The following is an 18,574-nucleotide window of genomic DNA, read 5'->3' on the forward strand; positions in this document are numbered from 1 at the left end:
ACTCAGGACAGAAACATGGCGAATCGTCGTAAAAGCAACCGCACTCGTGAAAAAGAGGCCGACTGGCAAGAGCGAGTTGTGCAAATTCGCCGCGTGACCAAGGTGGTCAAAGGCGGTAAAAAGCTCAGTTTTCGTGCGATCGTTGTTGTTGGTAACGAACGAGGCCAAGTTGGTGTTGGTGTCGGTAAAGCCAGTGACGTGATCGGTGCAGTAAAGAAGGGTGTCGCTGATGGTAAGAAGCATATTGTTGATGTGCCTCTAACTAAAGCCAATTCTATCCCTCACCCTGCAACGGGTGGTGGTGGTGGAGCTAAAGTGATGATGCGCCCTGCTGCACCTGGTACAGGGGTAATTGCCGGGGGTGCTGTCCGTACAGTTCTAGAGTTGGCAGGCGTTCGTAACATCTTAGCCAAACAACTCGGCTCCGGTAATCCGCTAAGCAATGCTAGAGCTGCGGTTGAAGCCTTGGGGACTTTACGAACATTCTCAGAAGTAGCTGAAGAACGCGGCATTCCTATCGAAAATCTCTACGCTTAAACCGTTTTCAACTGACGGTTTGGCTGCTGTAAAGCACACGGCGCGATCGCGTTTGTACAAGTTGTTAACGGACTTAGAATCATGAGACTAGAAGATGCTCATCCCCAACCGGGCTCTAAGAAGCGCGGTCGTCGCGTTGGGAGAGGAATTGCTGCTGGACAAGGCGCTAGCTGTGGCTTTGGTATGCGTGGTCAAAAATCAAGATCAGGAAGTGGCACACGTCCTGGCTTTGAAGGGGGACAAATTCCTCTCTATCGCCGCTTGCCCAAGTTAAAGCACTTTACTGTAATCAATCGTGAGCAATACACCACGATTAATGTCAGTAAACTAGCCTCTTTACCAGCAAATACGGAAGTTACTTTAACCTCCTTATTAGAACTAGGTTTACTGACGTCTGATGATGGTCCCCTAAAAGTACTAGGGGATGGTGAACTGAATGTTTCTCTGAAAGTTCAGGCAGCAGCCTTTACTAAATCTGCTAGAGCAAAGATTGAAGCTGCAGGCGGTAGCTGCGAAGCAGCAGAGGCTGAATAAGGTTTAGCATGAGTGCAGGAGTGATCTTGATTAGGATTGCTTCTGCAACACTGCATTTAGCTTTGTAGAGGGAGCCCTTCATGGTTGTTAGCCGGGACAAAACTCCAAGCGCCCAAGAAACTTTCGCCCAAATGGCTCAAGCTGCTGGTCTAAGAAGCCGGCTGCTTTTAACTATTGGCTTGTTAATCTTAGTTCGCTTGGGCATTTTTATTCCTGTACCAGGAATTGACCGAGTCGCATTTGCTCAAAATATTCAGAATAACCAAGCGTTAGGCTTCCTGGATTTATTTGCCGGAGGCGGACTAATGGCGCTTGGTATCTTTGCGTTAGGTATTCTACCTTTCATTAATGCTTCTATTATTCTGCAATTGCTGACCGCAGCAATTCCTGCGCTAGAAGATTTACAAAAAAATGAAGGAGAGGCTGGGCGACGCAAAATCTCCCAGGTTACCCGTTACGTTGCTTTGGGTTGGGCCATTATTCAAAGTGTTGGGATTACAGTCGGTCTGATTAAACCGTTTGCCGAAAACTGGGGTCCCTTCTTTGTGGTTCAGACAGTTCTGGCTTTGACCGCAGGCTCAATGTTTGTCATGTGGGCGGGCGAAGTGATCACCGAACGGGGCATTGGTAATGGTGCTTCTCTCCTGATTTTTCTAAACATTGTTTCTGGCTTGCCTAGATCTCTAGGGCAGACGATCGAGCTGGCTCAAGGTGGCGATCGCAACATTGTGGGCGGTGTCATTATTCTGCTCTTAGTCTTCCTGGCAATGATTGTGGGAATTGTGTTTGTCCAAGAAGGCACACGCCGCATTCCCATCATTTCAGCTCGTCGTCAAGTGGGACGACGCATGTACTTAGAGAAGAGCAGCTACTTGCCTTTGCGGCTCAATCAAGGCGGCGTTATGCCGATCATTTTTGCGTCTGCTGTGCTAACTTTGCCAGCTTTCTTGACACAGGTTATTAAGAATCAAGCGTTTAGTCAGTTTATCAGCACCTATCTCAGTCCTACTTCTTGGCTGCATGTGGTGTTGTATCTCGTACTCATCGTATTCTTCAGCTATTTCTACTCTTCCTTAATTGTGAATCCTGTAGACATGGCTCAAAACCTGAAGAAGATGGGAGCTAGCATTCCCGGTATTCGTCCTGGTAGAGCTACTAGCGAATATGTGGAGCGAGTCATCAATAGATTGACTTTTCTGGGCGCTATTTTCTTGGGTTTAGTAGCCACGATTCCAACTGCTGTCGAAAGTGCGACTCGAGTGCCTACATTCCGTGGCTTAGGAGCAACTTCTCTGCTGATCCTAGTAGGCGTAGCGATTGACACAGCGAAACAGATTCAAACTTATGTGATATCTCAGCGATACGAAGGAATGGTGAAGCAATAGTGACGCGATTGATCTTCCTGGGACCACCGGGAGCGGGTAAGGGAACTCAAGCACAGGTCTTGGCAAATCTCTTGAATATTCCCCATATTTCTACGGGTGATATCCTGCGAGATAATGTCGTTCGCCAGAGCGATTTAGGGCTTAAAGCCCAGTCTTATATGGACCAAGGGGAGCTGGTTCCCGACCAGTTAATTCTGGATATGATCCAGGCAAGATTGAGCCAAGGGGATACAGCGACTGGCTGGATTCTTGATGGCTTTCCTCGTAATGTTGCACAGGCTGGATTTCTAGATGAGCTGCTTACGAAGATTAATTCTTCCTACGATCACGTAATTAGCCTAGAAGTTCCAGATGAGGTTTTAGTAGAGCGCTTGCTGAAGCGGTTACGCAAAGATGATACGGAAGAGGTGATTCGGCATCGCTTAGCCGTTTACCACGCGCAAACAGCTCCACTAATTAGCTTCTACCGCGATCGCCAGCAACTCGTGTCCGTCAACGGTAATCAACCTATGGAAGCAGTTACTAATGCCTTGCAAGCAGCCGTAAAAGTGTGATTTTTACGTTTTCGGTTCACTCAATAACTGCCGAATAACTATAGTGATTGCAACAGATATCAATCGCTGTGATCAGAATGAGTGGGCTTTTTAATTACCGACAGCCGCGTTCTAGATTTGATAGCCTGTTAATGAAGGGTTAATTATCTATACTCAGAATGTCTTGATTCTGAGATAGACAATTAACCTGTCTTTGTGTCTTTGAACCTAAACAACCCAATTTTGAGGAGAAGTGAATTGTCTAAACAAGATCTGATCGAAATGGAAGGGACCGTTACAGAGTCTTTGCCTAATGCTATGTTTCGCGTTGACTTAGACAACGGATTTAACGTTCTCGCCCATATCTCTGGGAAGATTCGTCGCAATTACATCAAGATTTTGCCTGGCGATCGCGTCAAAGTAGAATTGACTCCCTACGACCTCACCAAAGGTCGCATCACCTACCGTTTGCGCAATAAAAAATAAGGGGCATAACTTTAGCAAAAGTTATTGTCAAGAAAATTGTTTGACGCAAATTATAAGAATTTGATATAATATCACTTTTGTAGTGCTGCCGAGACAAGGCATGAAAGTTCGAGCATCTGTCCGGAAAATTTGTGAGAAGTGCCGCGTGATTCGCCGTCGCGGTCGGGTGATGGTGATCTGCTCCAATCCAAAACACAAGCAGCGCCAAGGTTAACTCACCCATCTTATGTAGATGCTAACCAGCATCGTTGTTGAAGACCACAGCAGGAAAGCAAAACTAGGGAGTAGAAGACGTGGCACGGATTGCCGGGGTAGACCTTCCTCGCGACAAACGCGTTGAGATTGGTCTGACTTACATTTATGGGATTGGACTAACGCGATCCAAGGAAGTCTTGGCTGCAACAGGTGTGAACCCTGACACGCGAGTCAAGGATTTAAGCGACGCTGATGTTGCTGCCCTCAGAGAGACCGTAGAAACCAACTACGAGATTGAGGGTGACCTAAGACGCCTGGAGGCGATGAACATCAAGCGGTTGATGGACATTGGTACTTACAGAGGGCGTCGCCACCGCATGGGCTTACCAGTGCGTGGCCAAAGAACTCGTACGAATGCTCGTACTCGTCGTGGTGGTCGTCGCACCGTTGCCGGTAAAAAGAAGGCTCCTAGCAAGAAATAATTACCCCATGAAGTGCGTAGCTACGCACTTCTGGCATTGTCGTAATTCATTAAGCAAGTCAACACTTCAATCTAAGAAACTCATATGGCGCGACAACCGACCAAAAAATCTGGACCCCGTAAACAAAAGCGGAATGTACCCAGTGGTGTGGCTCATATCCAATCAACGTTCAACAACACCATTGTTACCATCACTGACACAATCGGTGAGGTAATTTCTTGGGCATCTTCAGGCTCAAGTGGCTTCAAAGGAGCTAAGAAAGGAACACCCTTCGCAGCCCAGACTGCGGCAGAAAGTGCAGCTCGACGAGCTACTGATCAAGGCATGCGCCAAATTGAGGTCATGGTTAGTGGTCCTGGAGCTGGCCGCGAAACCGCCATCCGAGCCCTTCAAGCTGTTGGATTGGAAATTACTCTAATTCGAGATGTAACTCCAATTCCTCATAACGGTTGCCGTCCGCCTAAGCGTCGCCGTGTTTAACTTTGATTTGAGTCGCTAAGGAACTTCAGCTCTCAGTTAAGCTGAAACGTTTTGGCTCCGTACTGATGACTGAGCATTTGTGCAGGGTTTTGGATTAGGAAGGCTATGCCTTCCGGGGATATGGAGAAGGGAGGTCGCTCCGTGGCGCAGTTTCAGGTTGAGTGTGTAGAGTCTAATACTGAAAACGATCAGAGTCAGTACAGTAGGTTCGTTTTGGAACCCCTTGAGCGTGGTCAAGGAACTACGGTTGGGAATGCTCTTAGACGAGTTTTGCTATCTAACTTAGAAGGATCGGCAGTTACATCTGTTCGGATTGCAGGCGTAAATCACGAATTCGCAACTATTCCAGGTGTTCGGGAAGATGTGTTGGATATTCTGCTCAACATGAAGCAGATTGTTCTTAAGAGCTATTCTTCTCAGCCTCAATTGGGTAGATTGTTGGTGCATGGTCCTGCAACCGTTACAGCTGCTCAGTTTGATCTACCGTCTGAAGTAGAGTTGGTAAACCCCGATCAGTATGTTGCTACGCTTTCTACAGGGGCAACCCTGGAAATGGAGTTTAGAGCTGAGCGTGGCAAAGGGTACCGAGCTGTTGATCGTGGACGTGATGAGGCGGCTGCGCTAGATTTCCTCCACATTGATGCAGTTTTCATGCCTGTTCGGAAGGTGAACTATAGCGTTGAAGACGCTCGCGTAGGTGGTTCACTCGAAAAAGACCGACTGATTATGGAGGTCTGGACAGATGGAAGCTTAACGCCGCAGGAAGCGCTGAGCCAAGCTGCAAATATTTTGGTCGACCTGTTCAATCCTCTTAAGGACATCACCTTTGAGCCAATGGACAAAGATGAGTTCCCGGATGAGGATCCGATTGGTCAGGTCGCTATTGAAGAATTGCAGCTTTCAGTACGAGCTTATAACTGTCTGAAGCGGGCTCAGATTAACACTGTTGCAGACCTGCTGGATTACAGCCAGGAAGATTTGCTAGAAATCAAGAACTTTGGCCAAAAATCTGCCGAAGAAGTGATTGAAGCGCTGCAACAACGGATGGGTATTACCCTGCCGCAAGAAAAGTCTGCAAAGACTAGTTAAGAGGCCAGTCTGGTCTTTCGCGGTCAATTTGACCTATCCTTGCAATTCAGACTTTGGTATTCACAAAACTGAAGTCTGAAATTAATTAGGCTGTTTACTTCCTACAGAATGTCATGCGTCACCGTTGTCGTGTTCATCAACTTGGCAAGCCTGCCGATCAACGTCGAGCGCTATTAAGAGCGCTTGCAACTGAAGTTATCCGTAATGGTCGGATTACAACCACTAAAACTCGAGCTAAAGCAGTTCGGTCTGAAGTGGAGCATATGATTACTTTAGCTAAAGATGGTTCCCTAGCAGCTCGTCGCCGAGCTCTAGGTTATCTCTATGACAAGCAGTTGGTTCATGCCCTGTTTGAGCAAGCGAGTACTCGGTATGGCAATCGCCAGGGTGGCTATACCCGGATTTTGCGTACCGTTTCGCGCCGAGGAGATAATGCTGATATGGCGATTATCGAGCTGACTTGATCAAGCCACTTTGAGATCTCATGTCCTCTGCACTGCCTCTGTCACCCGATACTTTGGATTCGGTCGCTGGGCTAAAGCCAAAAACATTCCAGCGAGTTGCCTTGGTAATTCAATACCTGGGCACTCATTTTCATGGTTGGCAGCGTCAAGCTCGACATCGGACAGTGCAAGAAGAGATTGAAAAGGCTCTGGAGTCGGTGCTAGAGCGTCCAGTTGCCCTCTTTGGAGCAGGTAGGACTGATTCTGGAGTTCATGCTGCTGCTCAAGTGGCTCATTTCGATGTCCATGATTCAGCGATCCCAGCCTGCCGTTGGGCTTCTATTCTCAACTCGCGTCTGCCAAAAGACATCTTGATTCGGGCCTCGGTGGCAGTGGATGCAGACTGGCACGCTCGATTTTCAGCTTCCTGGCGACGCTATCGTTACACCCTGTATACCGATTCGGTGCCTAACCTGTTTGTGCAGTCATTTGCCTGGCATTATTACTATGCGCCCCTGGATGACTTGCTGATGCAGGAAGCCCTCAATCCTCTGCTAGGCCGACATCACTTAGCTGCTTTTCACCGCGCTGGATCTAAGCGGGCTCACTCTTGGGTTGAAGTTCAAGATGTGACTTGTCAGCGCCAAGGACCGATGGTTCATATGGAGATTCAAGCAAGTGGTTTCTTATATGGCATGGTGCGTTTACTGATGGGCTTATTGGTAGAAGTTGGTAGGGGAACGCGATCGCCAGAGGAATTTACAGAGCTTTGGCAGGCTGAGCGTCGAGACCAGGTCAAGTATGCTGCACCTCCTCAAGGGCTTTGCCTCCTGAGAGTGGGATATCCTCAATCTCCTTTTTCACCCGATATTTGGTTTGATACTCAACCAAAATTGGTTTTGCCAACAACGGCTGTTTCAAAACACTGCTTAATTTGAGCGCCGCTGAAGGCTTTCTGTAGACTCATCCCTTTGTCAAGGATACAAAGACCTCTATGAACAAAACCTATCTTCCTCCTCAGGATACTTTAGACCGCAAATGGTACGTTGTAGATGCTGCTGATAAGCGTCTAGGCCGCCTTGCTAGCGAAATTGCGATGGTGTTACGGGGTAAGAACAAACCAACCTACACCCCATCCATGGACACAGGCGACTTTGTGATTGTGGTGAATGCAGACAAAGTTGCTGTGACTGGTAAAAAGCGGAGCCAGAAGCTATATCGCCGCCATTCTGGCCGTCCGGGGGGCATGAAGACCGAAACTTTTGCTAAGTTGCAAGCTCGCGTACCAGAGAGAATTGTTGAGCAGGCTGTGCGGGGCATGTTGCCAAAGAATACTTTGGGTCGTCAGCTATTTACAAAGCTCAAAGTCTATGCAGGACCGGAGCACCCCCATGCGGCTCAGCAGCCTGAAGTATTAAATATTCAAACCATTCCTGGAGGAGAGAAGTAATGCAAGCAATTGAACAGAGCGATCGCGTTGTTTACTGGGGCACAGGCCGTCGTAAATCTGCTGTGGCGCGAGTCCGTTTGGTTCCAGGTAATGGCCAGCTAGTGATTAATGGTAAGCCTGGAGACTTGTACCTGCAATTCAATCCAGCCTACTTGTCTGTTGCCAAGGCTCCCTTGGAGACATTGGGTTTGGAAAATGAATATGACATTCTTGTCAACGCTGAAGGTGGTGGTTTGACAGGTCAAGCCGACTCTATTCGCTTAGGCGTAGCGCGTGCTTTGTGCCAGCTCGATCCAGAGAATCGGAAGCCTCTGAAGATTGAAGGGTATCTCACCCGTGATCCCCGGGCTAAAGAGCGGAAGAAATACGGTCTGCGCAAAGCTCGGAAAGCACCTCAGTTCTCCAAGCGTTAACCATTTTCTCAGCATTCCTGGTCCGGGAATGTTTTTCATCCCTAGCTTCAGCCTCTACCAGCGAGAAGCTAGAAGCTAAAATTTGTATAGAGCATAGCCAAGTTAGAGAGAAAGAGTCATGCCTAAGTCAGAGATTCATCCTGAGTGGTACCCAGAGGCTAAAGTGTACTGCAATGGGGAAGTAGTAATGACCGTGGGATCTACTAAGCCAGAGTTGCATGTTGATGTTTGGTCTGGTAACCACCCGTTCTACACCGGTACCCAAAAGATTATTGATACTGAGGGTCGGGTAGAGCGCTTCCTGCGTAAGTACGGCATGATGGATGGCCAAGCAGACCAAGACACAGCTCAAACGAAGAAGAAATAGATAGGTGCTTAGTTGGTATCGCCCTGGATGAGCTGCTAGGGCGTTTAACTTTTTTCTAAACACCTCTCTTTTGTGTGAAGCGGAAGCTGTTCTATGGCCGAAACCTACCTGTTAGATAAATTAAGATCCGTTGAGCAAACCTTCAATGAGTTAACTCGTCGGCTGGCTGACCCGGATGTTGCAACTGACCCCAATGAGTTTCAGCGGGTAGCAAAAGCACGTTCATCCATGGAAGAAGTGGTCAACACCTATGATGATTGGAAGGCAACTCAGGAAGAGCTGGTAGGAGCTCGTCAGGTTTGGAAGGAAACAGCGAGTGATCCTGAGCTGCAAGAAATGGCGGCTTTGGAGGTGGAAGAACTAGAAGCAAAAACCGAACAGCTAGAGCGCCGCCTCAAGATTCTGTTGCTACCTCGCGATCCCAATGATGACAAGAACATCATGCTGGAGATCCGAGCCGGAACTGGTGGGGACGAAGCCAGCATCTGGGCAGGTGATTTGGTGCGGATGTACTCACGTTATGCTGAAGGCCAGAACTGGCGAGTCAAGCTAGTGAGTGAGTCTACGGCAGACATGGGAGGCTTCAAGGAAGCTGTTCTGGAGATCCAAGGTGAACAAGTTTACAGCAAGCTAAAGTTTGAAGCAGGAGTGCACCGAGTTCAGCGGGTGCCTTTGACAGAAGCTTCGGGCCGTGTACATACCTCAACTGCAACGGTGGCAATTATGCCAGAAGTTGACGAAGTGGAAGTTCACATTGATCCCAAAGAGATTGAGCTGACGACAGCGCGATCGGGTGGAGCAGGTGGGCAGAACGTCAACAAGGTAGAGACAGCGGTTGACTTGTTTCACAAACCGACGGGAATTCGCATTTTTTGTACTGAGGAGCGATCGCAGCTACAAAACCGCGAGCGAGCCATGCAAATTCTGCGCGCGAAGTTGTATGAGATGAAGTTGCGAGAACAGCAAGAGGCAGTAACCTCTATGCGACGCTCTCAAGTAGGAACTGGCTCTCGGTCTGAAAAAATTCGCACTTACAACTACAAAGACAACCGAGTTACAGACCATCGTCTTGGTCAAAACTTTACCTTATCGCCGCTCCTAGAAGGGGATTTAGAGTTGTTAATTCAGACCTGTATTGGTCAGGATCAGCAGGAACGTTTAGAAGAGTTGGCAGCTTCAACTTCTACATCTGCCTAAGTTGGTTAGAGTTGAGAAAAGCACGAGTGGCTCAGTCACGCCTGTACTGTTAGTAATGAAACGGTACAGGCGTTTAGCTTTTTCGGTTGTTAGAGAAATTGAATAGAGCGTGACTGTTAAATTCTGATGATTTAGTTTTATGGGGATCGAACTTACGGATGTAAAGGATCGTTGACCGCCAACTATAATTAAATTTTGTTGCAGATTTTGCCTGAGCGATCGCTGGGAAAACTGCACTCCTGCCTCATACCCAATCTTCCCACCCTACCTGCCTTGGAGGCTCTGAATGCTACGGTTAGAGCGTATTAGCAAAATTTACCCCACTGGCGAAGTTCTAAAGGATGTTAGCTGGGAGGTCAAACCGGGCGATCGCATTGGTTTAGTTGGGGTAAACGGGGCAGGAAAATCGACCCAGTTAAAGATTATTGCAGGGGAGATGGAGCCGACAACGGGTGAGATTATCCGACCTTCTAGCTTGCGGATTGCTCATCTCACCCAAGAGTTTGATGTGAATCCATCTCGGACTGTCCGAGAAGAGATGTGGCAAGCTTTTGAAGAGGCGAACCAAGCTCATACGGCATTGTCAGAAATCCATCGGCAAATGGAAACTGCCACTCCAGAAGAACTAGATGTACTGATCCGCAAGATGGATCGGTTCCAACGGCAGTTTGAAGCCCTGGATGGCTACGGTTTAGAAGCGCAAATCGAGAAAATTTTACCAGAGATCGGTTTTGAACCCGAAGATGGCGATCGCTTAGTCAGCGCCTTTAGCGGGGGTTGGCAGATGCGGATGAGTTTGGGCAAAATCTTGCTCCAGTCGCCTGATCTCTTGCTACTAGACGAGCCGACGAACCACCTAGATCTAGAAACGATTGAGTGGTTGGAAACTTACCTTAAAGGGCTGACCACGCCGCTGGTGATTGTTTCGCATGACCGAGAGTTTTTAGATCGCCTCTGCACTCAGATTGTAGAAACGGAGCGCGGAGTTTCTACCACCTACTTGGGAAACTACTCCGCTTATTTACAGCAGAAATCTGAGCTGCGCGATGCTCAACTCAGTGCCTACGAGCGTCAGCAAAAAGAGCTTGATAAGCAGCAAACTTTTGTGGATCGTTTCCGTGCTAGTGCAACTCGTAGCACTCAGGCTAAGAGCCGTGAAAAGCAATTAGAAAAAATAGAGCGGATCGAAGCTCCCACTGGGGATGTGCGAACCCTCCATTTCCGGTTCCCCCCTGCTCCCCGCAGTGGTCGAGAAGTAGTGATGATTGAAGATTTAGTCCATACCTATGACGAGAAGATCCTCTTTCTAGGGGCAGAACTGCTGATCGAACGGGGCGATCGCGTAGCTTTCCTGGGGCCAAATGGAGCTGGCAAATCGACAGTTCTCCGCATCATTATGGGCATGGAGCAGGCGACTGAGGGTAGCGTTAAGTTAGGGGATCATAACGTTATTCCCAGCTACTTTGAGCAAAATCAAGCTGAAGCACTAGACCTTAATAAGACTGTCATGGAAACCATTCATGACGAGGTTCCTGACTGGAAAAATGAGGAAGTTCGGACATTATTAGGGCGATTTCTATTTAGTGGAGACACCGTTTATAAGCGAGTAGAAGCATTGAGCGGAGGCGAGAAAGCCCGTCTAGCTCTGGCTAAGATGCTTTTGCGTCCTGCTAATCTGCTGATTTTAGATGAGCCTACCAATCACCTCGATATTCCAGCTAAAGAAATGCTAGAAGAGGCGCTGCAAAACTATGATGGGACGGCAATTATTGTCTCGCACGATCGCTATTTCATCTCCCAAGTCGCCAACAAAATTGTGGAAATTCGAGACGGAGAATTTCGAGTTTATTTAGGAGATTATCACTACTATTTAGATAAGGTTGCTGAAGAAAAAGAAAAGGATCAGCTCGCTGCCATTGAAGCTGAAAAAGCGGCCAAAGTAGCAGCAAAACGGGAAAAGCAAAAAGAGAAAGAGAAGGCTAAAAAAACGCAGGCTCAAGCTTAATCCAGAACTACATCAGATTCTTGTGGCATCAGCAATTTTAGATTCAAAACTCGATGGTATGATTGCGGAGAAATCACTGAATGAAAGGGCAACTTAGTATGGCGCAAGCACCTGTTTCTCCGGTGGTGCTAGTCATCTTAGACGGTTGGGGATACCGGGAAGAAACTGATGGCAATGCCATTGCCGCTGCCAAAACACCCGTGATGAACAGCTTGTGGGCTGCTTACCCCAGAACTTTGATTCGTACGTCTGGGAAAGATGTCGGCCTGCCGGAAGGCCAAATGGGCAACTCCGAGGTTGGTCATCTCAATATTGGTGCGGGTCGCATTGTCCCTCAGGAGTTGGTGCGGATCTCAGATGCGGTTGAAGATGGCACTCTACTCAGCAACCCAGCTTTATTGAAGGCTTGTCAAGCGGTGAAGCAAGGGGGCAGCAAGCTGCATTTGGTAGGGCTGTGCTCCGAAGGGGGAGTGCACTCTCATCTCAACCATCTGTTTGGCTTGTTAGACCTAGCCAAGGAGCAAGGCATCGCTGATGTCTGTATCCATGCTATTACTGACGGTCGCGATACACAGCCGATGGATGGGAAAGGGGCAATCCAAAGTCTCCAAGCCTACATCCAGCGTACGGGTACGGGTCGCATTGTTACGATTAGCGGTCGCTACTACAGCATGGATCGCGATCATCGTTGGGATCGAGTCCAGCGCGTTTATGACGTGATGACGAATGATGGTCCTGGAGACGGGCGTTCGGCACTAGAAGTGCTACTAGCTGCTTACGCAGAAGGCACAACGGACGAGTTTTTATTACCCACTCGGATTGCGCCAGGAGCGATCGCGCCGGGAGATGGAGTTATCTTCTTCAACTTCCGTCCCGATCGGGCACGTCAACTCACTCAAGCCTTTGTTGATCCCAACTTCAAAGGATTCGAGCGGGAGCAGATTCAACCGCTCACCTTTGCGACCTTTACTCAATACGACTCAAGTCTGCAAGTGCTCGTAGCGTTTGAGCCGCAGAACCTTAGCAATATCTTGGGCGAAGTGATTGCCAGTCACGGCTTGCATCAGTTCCGCACTGCTGAAACTGAAAAGTATGCTCACGTCACCTACTTCTTCAATGGGGGCATTGAGGAGCCATTTGCTGGCGAAGACCGAGAATTGGTGCCCAGCCCAATGGTGCCAACTTATGATCGCGCCCCCGCCATGTCTGCTGAAGAAGTCACTAATGTAGCGATCGCCGCGATTGAAAAGCGGATTTATTCGTTAGTAGTGATCAATTATGCTAACCCTGACATGGTCGGTCATACAGGCCAGATTGAAGCGACAGTCCAAGCGTTGCAAACAGTGGACCGATGTTTGGGCCGTTTGCTAGAGAGTATCGGCCAAGCGGGAGGCACCGCGCTGATTACGGCTGACCACGGCAACGCTGAGTATATGCGAGATGAGCAGGGCAGCGCTTGGACCGCTCACACAACAAATCCAGTTCCCTTTATTGTGGTAGAAGGGGAGGGACTAAAAATTCCAGGTCATGGGACAGAAGTTTCCCTGCGATCAGATGGTCGCTTAGCGGACATTGCCCCAACCATTTTGGATATTTTGAAGCTGCCACAGCCACCCGAAATGACAGGTCGTTCGATGATTCAGCCAGCCACGATTGATGTGCGAGCGAACCGAACTCCTGTGCGAGTGTCTTTATAGAATTTCTGTTTCGTTAAACTTATTGCAATTGAGCTGGCTGCGATGACACTAACTTACATCATTCAGGCAATCTGGGCCTTGTCGGCGCTCGGCCTCATTATTTTGGTTCTCCTCCACAGTCCCAAAGGCGATGGGTTGGGAGGAATTGGTGGACAAGCTCAACTCTTTACCAGTACTAAAAGTGCTGAAACTACCTTAAACCGGGTTACCTGGACCTTAGTCGTGGTCTTTATGGCCTTAACAGTGGGTCTGAGTGCGGGATGGTTTAATCGGTAGCATCATTTGAGAGCACATTGAGCGTTATGTATGGGTTACAAAGGCGATTGGTTCTACTGTTACGTAGAGGCCAATCGCTTTTTTTGCAGAGGGGTTCCGTGCATTCGGGCGATCGCCAACTCAAGCAATTTAGCCAAGGCGTCTGGCTGGGCTTAGGAACCATTGTGCTTATCGTACTCAGTACCTCCTGGCTTGGTCCCATTGCCGCCCTTGAGTCAGCCCAGCCGCCTCTAGTGCAGATAATTCCATCTGGGCATCTACTAGCTCAGCCAACAACTCCGTCTCCGCCCCTGCCGCCCCTACAAGTGCATTCCTTGCCAAGCACATTGGCGAGTTGGCGCGATCGCTCCAACCAGGGTGACTATTTTGACCAAATTCAGCCGTTACCCATCGGCGCTTTAATTTGGTCTCAGTTTCCGATCAAGGTTTACGTTGAGTCGCCAGTAACTACCATATCAACTGGGGCAACCGCAAAACCAGAATCTCCAGCTCAAGTCTGGACGCGGGTAGTGACCCAAGCAGTCACGGAATGGCAAGCTTATCTACCGTTGCAGCTAATCGATCGCCCAGAGCAAGCTGATATTACTATTTGGCGATCGCCGCCTCCTTTAACCAAAGGGGGGCCGAAACCGAGCGATCGCAATTACCGAGTCCGCTCCGCCGAAACCCGCTACGAACTTTATGCCCAGCAAACTGGTAACACCTCACCTGTGCTGTCTCATCGTTGCAAGATTTGGTTGCGTCCGAGCCAAACAGCTCAATACATCCAAGCAGCAGCCCGTCACGAACTAGGCCATGCTTTGGGGCTGTGGGGACATAGCCCGTTGCAAACCGATGCCCTTTATTTTTCGCAGGTGCGTCAGCCAGCAGCTATTTCTCCTAGAGATATCAGCACCTTGAAGCGAGTTTACCAGCAGCCCACCCGGCTAGGTTGGCGTCTACCTGCTGCCGCAGCACCCCTTAGCTGAGCGCCAACTCCTCAGTACGCTGGCTGGCTAAACTCGGCTACCAACTTGGACCCGCCCTCGCTGTAATACCTGGGCGTAAAGCTCTTCTATTTGCGTGATATTGCCATTGAGGGTGTAGCGTTCTAGCACGCGTTGGCGAGCTTTTTGGCCTAGCAAAGCCGCCAGTTCCGGTAAGTTACGGAACATGGGCAAAATGTGGCGTAATTGTCCATGCACGCCTTGAGGCTTCAAAATGACACCCGCATCCCCACTCACTCCATTTCCCGCTAAAACTTCCCCGTCTGCCCCAGCATCCGTAGCGATACAAGCAACGCCACAGGCCATTGCCTCTAGCAGGGACAGCGACAACCCTTCTACAAAAGAAGGCAGAATAAATACATCTGAACCGCGCAAAATCTCGATGCGACGTTGCTCATCGGCTTCAAACCCCAACCATATGATGCCTGCATCTGGACCGTAGAATGGTTCTAGTGACGGTCTTAGGGGTCCGTCTCCCACAATGACTAGCTTGCACTCAGGCCCCATATTCGCCTGTTTCCAGCCGCGCAATAAAGACTCGACGTTCTTCTCTAGAGCAATGCGGCCTTGATAAACGTAAATTTGCTGGGCCTTTAGCTCTGCTTTCAGACGGGAAGGACCGGGGGAGTATTTTTGAACGTCAACTCCATTCGGAATCACTGCCACTCTGTCGGGAGAAACGCCCAAGCGCACCAACAAATCTCGTTGAATATCAGAGAAGACAATGACGCTATCGTAGTTAGCTAGGAAAGGCGCGTAGAGCTGGTAGGTCAAGTGCTGAGTACTGGAAGTTAGTCTACGCCTGCGATCGAAAGCGGGATGAAAAGTAGCCACCAACGGCAAATCTAGCTCAGCACAAATCTCTGGCAGTAAAAAATCGAGAGGCGATAGCGTTAAGGAAGCATGGACTAGGTCAGGCTTGAGTTCCCGGAGCGCCTGCGCCAGAACTTTGCTGGATTTGAGGGTGGGAATGGTGTAAACCTGAGACTTATAAAGAAAGGGAATAGAGACTTCCTGATAGTCTGACCAGGCTGCTGGAGTGTCTTCTTCCTGTGCAAAGTGCAGAAAGCTGACCTGGTATCCCCGATCTAGCAGATTATTGGTAACTTCCCGACTATAAGTAACGTTGCCGCAGAAGGGCGATTTTTTTCCAAGCCAAGCAATGTGCATTCAGATGAGTGTCAACCTATGATTTGTCAGTGTTGGCTAACGGATTTGATCCTGTACGGGAAATATACCAGGTCAGGAGCCCTCCTGCGATCGCCAACAGTGCCAAGCTGACAAATACAGCCCGCAGACCCAAAAATGTCTCCGCCACCCCAGCTAAGGCAAGCGGTAAAGTCAAGGCAATATTAATTGCATTATTTTGCAAGCCAAAAATCTTGCCACGCATTTCTTCAGGCGTTTCTTCTTGAATCGTGGTTTGCATCGGCACCCCTACAATGGCAGCAAAACCACCCAGTGAGGTAAGTAGTACCAAGACTGGCCAAAGCTGATGGGTAAATAGAGCTAAGCCGAGCAGGGAAGCTGCCATGCCAATCGAACCAATCAAACTCAACTGATTGTGAGAGAAGCGTTGCCCAAACTGCCCTAAAATTGTGGCTCCACCTGCCATGCCGACACCGCCAGCAGCGAGTAGGAAACCAAACTGGGAAGATTTAATCCCTGGAATCACTTCTGCTAAACGGACTGCCAACACGGCTAGAGCCGCAAAAATTGAGAATAGAATGACTAGTTGAATGAGAGCGCTGCGGACACGGGTTTGCTGCCTTAAGTAATCTAGTCCCTCACGCACGTCTTGCCAAATGTGGGGAGATGCTTGCTCGGGAACAGTAATTTTTTCACCTGTTCGCAGCATCAGCAAAATGATCCCGGCGATCGCATAGCCGCCACCGACGACAAGTTCTTTGCCAATATTTAGGCCCCCGCTAATTTGAGCCGTAAGATGATCCGCGATCGCCAACAGCGGCTCTCCCACAGCAAAGCCAATAATCACAGAGGCCATCATGGTGGTGGTATAGAGGGAATTGGCGGATAACAAATGTCGCCGCTCCACCATCAAGGGAATCACTGACTGCTCAGCCGGAGCAAAAAACTGGGTCAAGGTGGAAACGAGAAAGGTGACCCCTAATAAAATGCCAAAACCGATAGGAAAGCCTCCAAGGGGTGCCCAACCTTGAGAAATCCATAGGAGCGGGGGCAACGTTAAGACCAATCCTCCCCGAAGCAAATTGGTGATTACCAGCACAGGCTTCTTAGGCCAGCGATCGACTAAGGCTCCGGCGACAGACCCAAACAAGACGGCTGGGATGGTAAAGGCAATCATAATCGAAGACACCCAACCACTGATGGTTTGATCTTCAGCTTGAAAGCGGCTAGCAATCAACGCAATCATCAGCACTAGGTAAACTTTGTCGGCCAATTGCGAAAAAACTTGGCCGCTCCACAACGCTAGAAAATTACGATTTTTGAGCACTGGTAAAAATCCCTGCTCAAAATCCTCTGATAGCTCGGTAGAAGATTCAGGGTTGGGAGAAGTGCCATTGCTAGTTGAGCCATTACTAGTGGGCAAGGAGCTGACCCCTGGAAGAGGCGCTAATCCTGCGAGCGTATTAGGCCCCTCAAGACCGCCAGCAGATGTGTTTGGTTCAACGCCTTGGTCAAGTTCAACATCTTTGCACTGCTCTGTCTTGGTGATTTCTGCCAGCTCCTCTTGAGAGAGGCGATTGTGAGCTGAATGGTATTTCGCGGGACCCATTTCCGGATCGGCATCGCGATCGCCATTTTGCTGAGAATGATAGCGGTTACTAGCTTCCATTTCAGAATGGGCCATCCCAGAATTGGCATGGTTGAGGGATGGCAAAGCCAGCAGTTGCAAATCAGAATCCGACAATCGCATCATAATTGAGGCAGTTAGGGAGCAGTTGGCACAGACAGGAAACAGGTATCAATCAAGGCGGCGGAGCGAATCGGGCGATCGAAATGATACTGAGCGCACTGGCGTAAAATCCGCTCAACTTTCAGCCAGGCAGCTTGATAAGCCGAGGTGTTAAAGGCATTTTGCTCTAACTCTAGAGAGAATGCATCTAACTGAAGGAGTTCAGGTTGAGCCAGGTGTTGCAGGAGAGATAGTTCGACTGCGTTGAGCTGGAGACTGGGAACGGAAGATTTTTGCTGATGATTGACAACGTGGTAGTTGGCAGCGGCAGGAGCGATCGCCTGACCTGTAGATGGAGCCATCGCAGTTACAGTAGACGTGTGGCGATCGCGCAGGATTGGTTTTGAGGTGTTGCCCTGAGTGCCTTTAGCAGTCTGAAATCCAGCGTTTTTAGTGCGAGACGGTACTCTAGCACCTTCGCCTAAATGCTCTAGTTCTGCCAAATCAATTGCGCCACCCGCAGCCATGTTGAAGCCAATCCGCCAGTTATCGTCGTTTAGGTCTGGAGTGAGAGGACGTTGAGTCACGCAGCAGGTTTGTACCTGGGGTGCGACCCCTGCCAAAGCGAGTAAATGAAAGACCGCTTGAGCTAGGTGGGCCAACACACCAAACGATGCTAAACCGTTGCCTGCACTGCTACTGGATAAACTTTCTAAGCGACAAAGGTGTTCGTTGAATAGGCAAAATAACTCTTCTTGAGGTTGATCGCTCAAGGCCTGACAGAGAACCAGCTCTGCTAAGTACTGACTGGCAGTTAACTTAGCTAGGTCTTGGCTTAAACCTGGATAGGATTCCAAGGTTTCTGCTTGTGTAATTTTATCGAGCGATCGCCCCTTTGAAATCAGTAATTCGTTCACGACAAACAAGCCGCTGCGCCCCCCCAGTTTGGAGTGGTGCTTGCGTGCCCCTGGTGCCACAACCCGAATCAACCCATGTTCCCGTGTCAAGACAGTGAGCAAGCGATCGGACTCGCCGAGAGGAGCACCCTTGAGATTAATTCCAATGGCTTTATAAGTTCGACTCATACAGAAGTCAAGGCAAGGGTTACAAGCAAGAGAGCGGCAACAAAAAGCCAGGGTCG

Annotated in this window: 22 protein-coding genes; 19 read left to right on the top strand and 3 right to left on the bottom strand. The window is 49.2% G+C overall.

Going from position 1 to position 18,574, the window contains the following annotated elements:
- Positions 1 to 15: 15 nt before the first annotated feature.
- From rpsE to H6F72_RS02535, 19 genes are all read left to right on the top strand, one after another.
- Positions 16 to 537 (top strand): 30S ribosomal protein S5, encoded by a 522-nt coding sequence (rpsE, locus tag H6F72_RS02445; protein WP_190431489.1) that lies wholly within the window; start codon positions 16 to 18, stop codon positions 535 to 537.
- 81 nt (positions 538 to 618) lie between these two features.
- Positions 619 to 1,071 (top strand): 50S ribosomal protein L15, encoded by a 453-nt coding sequence (rplO, locus tag H6F72_RS02450; RefSeq protein ID WP_190431491.1) that lies wholly within the window; start codon positions 619 to 621, stop codon positions 1,069 to 1,071.
- An 80-nt stretch (positions 1,072 to 1,151) separates the two neighbouring features.
- Positions 1,152 to 2,456, top strand: coding sequence for a preprotein translocase subunit SecY (secY, locus tag H6F72_RS02455; RefSeq protein ID WP_190431493.1), 1,305 nt, complete (start codon positions 1,152 to 1,154; stop codon positions 2,454 to 2,456).
- Entirely contained in the window at positions 2,456 to 3,010 is a 555-nt protein-coding gene (locus H6F72_RS02460; RefSeq protein WP_190431495.1) for an adenylate kinase, read from the top strand. Before secY ends, H6F72_RS02460 begins: the two co-directional genes overlap by 1 nt.
- Before the next feature lie 237 nt (positions 3,011 to 3,247).
- Positions 3,248 to 3,475, top strand: coding sequence for a translation initiation factor IF-1 (gene infA, locus H6F72_RS02465; protein ID WP_009767978.1), 228 nt, complete (start codon positions 3,248 to 3,250; stop codon positions 3,473 to 3,475).
- A gap of 100 nt (positions 3,476 to 3,575) precedes the next feature.
- The gene (gene rpmJ / locus H6F72_RS02470) at positions 3,576 to 3,689 is read left to right on the top strand and encodes a 50S ribosomal protein L36 (RefSeq protein WP_071782548.1); all 114 of its coding nucleotides are present in this window, start codon (positions 3,576 to 3,578) and stop codon (positions 3,687 to 3,689) included.
- A gap of 79 nt (positions 3,690 to 3,768) precedes the next feature.
- On the top strand, positions 3,769 to 4,152 hold the full coding sequence (gene rpsM / locus H6F72_RS02475; RefSeq protein WP_190431496.1) for a 30S ribosomal protein S13: 384 nt from the start codon (positions 3,769 to 3,771) through the stop codon (positions 4,150 to 4,152).
- A gap of 84 nt (positions 4,153 to 4,236) precedes the next feature.
- Positions 4,237 to 4,632: a 30S ribosomal protein S11 gene (gene rpsK / locus H6F72_RS02480; protein ID WP_190431499.1), complete on the top strand. Its 396-nt coding sequence runs from the start codon at positions 4,237 to 4,239 to the stop codon at positions 4,630 to 4,632.
- A 141-nt stretch (positions 4,633 to 4,773) separates the two neighbouring features.
- Complete coding sequence (locus H6F72_RS02485; protein WP_313930014.1) at positions 4,774 to 5,721, top strand: DNA-directed RNA polymerase subunit alpha; 948 nt, start codon at positions 4,774 to 4,776, stop codon at positions 5,719 to 5,721.
- A 113-nt stretch (positions 5,722 to 5,834) separates the two neighbouring features.
- Positions 5,835 to 6,185: a 50S ribosomal protein L17 gene (gene rplQ, locus H6F72_RS02490; RefSeq protein WP_190431501.1), complete on the top strand. Its 351-nt coding sequence runs from the start codon at positions 5,835 to 5,837 to the stop codon at positions 6,183 to 6,185.
- 20 nt (positions 6,186 to 6,205) lie between these two features.
- Positions 6,206 to 7,102 (top strand): tRNA pseudouridine(38-40) synthase TruA, encoded by an 897-nt coding sequence (truA, locus tag H6F72_RS02495; RefSeq protein WP_190431503.1) that lies wholly within the window; start codon positions 6,206 to 6,208, stop codon positions 7,100 to 7,102.
- 56 nt (positions 7,103 to 7,158) lie between these two features.
- Positions 7,159 to 7,614: a 50S ribosomal protein L13 gene (rplM, locus tag H6F72_RS02500; RefSeq protein WP_190431505.1), complete on the top strand. Its 456-nt coding sequence runs from the start codon at positions 7,159 to 7,161 to the stop codon at positions 7,612 to 7,614.
- Positions 7,614 to 8,027: a 30S ribosomal protein S9 gene (rpsI, locus tag H6F72_RS02505; protein WP_190431507.1), complete on the top strand. Its 414-nt coding sequence runs from the start codon at positions 7,614 to 7,616 to the stop codon at positions 8,025 to 8,027. The genes rplM and rpsI overlap by 1 nt, the downstream gene beginning before the upstream one ends.
- 118 nt (positions 8,028 to 8,145) lie before the next feature.
- On the top strand, positions 8,146 to 8,394 hold the full coding sequence (rpmE, locus tag H6F72_RS02510; protein WP_190431509.1) for a 50S ribosomal protein L31: 249 nt from the start codon (positions 8,146 to 8,148) through the stop codon (positions 8,392 to 8,394).
- Between the two features lie 93 nt (positions 8,395 to 8,487).
- The gene (gene prfA / locus H6F72_RS02515) at positions 8,488 to 9,591 is read left to right on the top strand and encodes a peptide chain release factor 1 (protein ID WP_190431511.1); all 1,104 of its coding nucleotides are present in this window, start codon (positions 8,488 to 8,490) and stop codon (positions 9,589 to 9,591) included.
- A 286-nt stretch (positions 9,592 to 9,877) separates the two neighbouring features.
- On the top strand, positions 9,878 to 11,596 hold the full coding sequence (locus tag H6F72_RS02520; protein WP_190431513.1) for an ABC-F family ATP-binding cassette domain-containing protein: 1,719 nt from the start codon (positions 9,878 to 9,880) through the stop codon (positions 11,594 to 11,596).
- 98 nt (positions 11,597 to 11,694) lie between these two features.
- Complete coding sequence (gene gpmI / locus H6F72_RS02525) at positions 11,695 to 13,293, top strand: 2,3-bisphosphoglycerate-independent phosphoglycerate mutase (protein ID WP_190431986.1); 1,599 nt, start codon at positions 11,695 to 11,697, stop codon at positions 13,291 to 13,293.
- A gap of 42 nt (positions 13,294 to 13,335) precedes the next feature.
- Positions 13,336 to 13,569 (top strand): preprotein translocase subunit SecG, encoded by a 234-nt coding sequence (gene secG, locus H6F72_RS02530; protein WP_190431516.1) that lies wholly within the window; start codon positions 13,336 to 13,338, stop codon positions 13,567 to 13,569.
- An 83-nt stretch (positions 13,570 to 13,652) separates the two neighbouring features.
- Positions 13,653 to 14,537: a peptidase gene (locus H6F72_RS02535; RefSeq protein ID WP_199298821.1), complete on the top strand. Its 885-nt coding sequence runs from the start codon at positions 13,653 to 13,655 to the stop codon at positions 14,535 to 14,537.
- A 27-nt stretch (positions 14,538 to 14,564) separates the two neighbouring features.
- Here the strand turns inward: H6F72_RS02535 and H6F72_RS02540 are convergent, their stop codons facing one another.
- From H6F72_RS02540 to recO, 3 genes are read right to left on the bottom strand one after another with little or no spacing between them, the layout of a single operon-like run.
- Entirely contained in the window at positions 14,565 to 15,725 is a 1,161-nt protein-coding gene (locus tag H6F72_RS02540; RefSeq protein WP_190431518.1) for a glycosyltransferase family 4 protein, read from the bottom strand.
- Positions 15,726 to 15,741: 16 nt separating this feature from the next.
- Positions 15,742 to 17,457 carry an MFS transporter gene (locus H6F72_RS02545; protein ID WP_190431520.1) on the bottom strand — a complete coding sequence of 572 codons (1,716 nt, stop codon included), beginning with the start codon at positions 17,455 to 17,457 and terminating at the stop codon, positions 15,742 to 15,744.
- 11 nt (positions 17,458 to 17,468) lie between these two features.
- Positions 17,469 to 18,518: a DNA repair protein RecO gene (gene recO, locus H6F72_RS02550; protein WP_190431522.1), complete on the bottom strand. Its 1,050-nt coding sequence runs from the start codon at positions 18,516 to 18,518 to the stop codon at positions 17,469 to 17,471.
- Between the last annotated feature and the right edge of the window lie 56 nt (positions 18,519 to 18,574).

This window comes from Trichocoleus sp. FACHB-46 (assembly GCF_014695385.1).
In the GTDB taxonomy this organism is placed as follows: Bacteria; Cyanobacteriota; Cyanobacteriia; order FACHB-46; family FACHB-46; genus Trichocoleus.